A 2,576-nucleotide genomic window follows, 5' to 3' on the forward strand; every position below is an offset into this window, starting at 1 on the left:
ACCTATTGAACCAAATCGCGCTGCCGCGTTTGGAATCCGAACTGCAATCGTTGCTTCCCGATCCACCGTGAGGTCTCACCGGGGCTAATCTTCCTGCCTCCAAAATCTTCTCACCTCTCCACGCAGCCGCGTAGCCGCGTAGGGCATGCTGTGCATGCCAATGGGCTGTCAGGCACACCCGGACCTACGCGGAAACCTGAACCCACAAAAGCCGAAGCGGCAAGGCACCGATGCGTGGCAATACTTTTCTCTCCAATCAACGGAATCGACTCATGAATCGCACGACCCTCTTGATCTTCTTCGGCTGCCTGCTTGGGGCCCCGATCGCCGCGGCAGTCGACATCACGTTTGTGACACCCGACGGTCAGCCGGCCGGCGGCACCAAGTTCTATCGCACCTATCAAGATCCGGGGGGTGAGTATGGAATGGAAATGGAAATGATGGGCGGCATGGGCTACGACGGCGGTGGCGATGCCGAAGGTGAGATGTATGGCATGGACATGGGCATGGGAGATGGCATGGGCATGGGCGACATGGGCATGGGCGGCGGCATGGGCGGCGGTATGGGCATGGGCATGGACGCCGCCGCCATGGGACCTGGACCTGGAGGGATGCCATCGGCAGGTTCATCTTCCGCGCCGCACCTTGCGTTTGTTGACGGGAAGCCACTGCAACCGATGACCCCGCCTCGAGGCGAACTGTTGACCGCCGGAGACGACGGTTCCATTGATCTGGACAAGGGGATGCTGGTGCGTCATCGCGGCGTTCGTGTGCACTCGGTGTCGGCGTTGGCCGTCCATGAATCGGGATTCAGCTTCATTCCGGCACGAACGACGCTCTCACCGAAAGTCACCCTGCGGCGCGGGGGCAAGCTCATTGTTTCCCCGCCGTCGGGTATCGACGCCTCGCGGTATCAAGTCCTGACGTGTTGGCAAAACGGTTTCGCCTATCCCAGCCTGGACGAATACAAACAGGAACTCAACCCATCCCAGGCGTTGGGCAAACAACTTGATGCCGACGATTGGCGATTCAGTCCACGGTTTCGCTGGTACCAGACGGCCGAATTGGGCGAAGTGATCTCGGTCCCGCCGGGTGAGGTTCGGGTGACGATCGTGCCTCGACTTGCCGACGCACCGGACCCCTCAGATCGTGGTTCGGCGCAGTGGTTCGAATGGCTCACCGCGAGAGGCCCCAGCACGATCGTTGTGGTTTCGGGCTCGTCACCCGATCCGATCACCGTGGAGTTTCCGGTGTTGCGATCGTTGGTCCTACGTGCCCCGGAAAAAGGAGACGACACGCTCCCGGAATGGGGCGATCAACCATCGCCTCGCTATTACCTGGAACCGTTTCATCGCCAGTCGTTCGGGGACACGCCAACCCTGACAACGCCTCCCGCATCGGCCGTGGCCTCGCGATCGACGATGGCCAAGTTCTTGAACCAACGACGCGACGAGCGAGCTGCCTATCAGAAGGTGCGATTGCCTTCGTCGACCGATGGTCGGAACATGCGGTTCGATCTGCTGCGGCCCGGCTGGTATGTCATCATTCGGGTCGGTGAAGACGGTCTCACCACGCGGGGCATTCAGGTTATCCAATGGGAACAAGGTGACGGAGTCGCCACGGCGGTGTTGGCCGACGAAAAAATCAAAGGTGTCGATGGGGCTCTGGAATTGGCCGTCACCAAGACCGGGCAGGCAATCTTTCGCAGCGATCAGTCCGCGGAAACAGCCGCTGAGGGATCGGCCGACACGCGAAGATCTGACGCCGAGAAATTGAAACTCGTCCAAACGCTGCGACGCGATATCGAAGCGACCGTGGCGAAGTTGGTCGAGCATCGAAAGCGGTTGATGGAACTCGAAGCCACACTGCACCGGAAACTGTCGCCGGCCAACCCCAATCAAGACCCCTTCGGCGGACCCGGCGTGATGGAAGACCCCTTCGGCGGACCAAGCGGCGGTGCCGATCCGTTCGGAGGTGATCCGTTCGGCGGGGGCGGCGGGACATCGAGCGATGATCCGTTCGGTGGCATTGACACGGCCCTAGCGGACCCGTTCGGTGGATGAGGCCGTCCGAGACGGCGCGAAAAGGATTGCTGATGCATTACGCGGACGCGGCGTCGTGGAACCACTCAAAGCCGTCAACCACAACGGGCTACGCTGTGAAGCATTTTTGTAGCGGTAGGGCGCGAGCCCAATACCGCTAAATCGAGATTTAGCGCCGCGCGGACGCTGCCGCCCTCCTTTGACACCAAACGGAGTGATACTTGTGAGCGGCAGGGCTCTGCGCTTGTCAATACCTTGTCGATTGAGCGGTATCGGGCCTGCGGCCTACCCCGACGGGGTCCAAGCGAGTAGCCGGAGGTGAGCGCAGCGACACCTCCGGACATCCGGTCCCCCGTCAGACGCGACCCCGAAGGGTGTCGAAGCAAATGACGTCGGCGCCCTCGGACCCGGCCAGCCCGCAGCCCTCGAGCTCACCGATCAACTCCTTTACGAACGCAGACTGCCGCACCGCCGGCGGATTGATTCGCTGCGACCCCGTCCGGGGTCGAGGGGATGGTGGGACGTGCTTCCCGG

1 protein-coding gene is annotated in these 2,576 nt (G+C 61.7%); it reads left to right on the forward strand.

What is annotated here, in order from left to right; all coding sequences use genetic code 11:
* The first annotated feature begins 272 nt into the window (after positions 1-272).
* Positions 273-2,063 carry a hypothetical protein gene (locus ABX749_RS29065; RefSeq protein WP_372899121.1) on the forward strand — a complete coding sequence of 597 codons (1,791 nt, stop codon included), beginning with the start codon at positions 273-275 and terminating at the stop codon, positions 2,061-2,063.
* The last annotated feature ends 513 nt before the right edge of the window (positions 2,064-2,576 follow it).

The organism is Stieleria sp. (assembly GCF_041595215.1).
GTDB lineage: Bacteria > Planctomycetota > Planctomycetia > Pirellulales > Pirellulaceae > Stieleria > Stieleria magnilauensis.

Coding starts and splice junctions, on each gene's coding strand:
- ABX749_RS29065 (WP_372899121.1), top strand. CDS start 273: ATGAATCGCACGACCCTCTTGATCTTCTTCGGCTGCCTGCTTGGGGCC.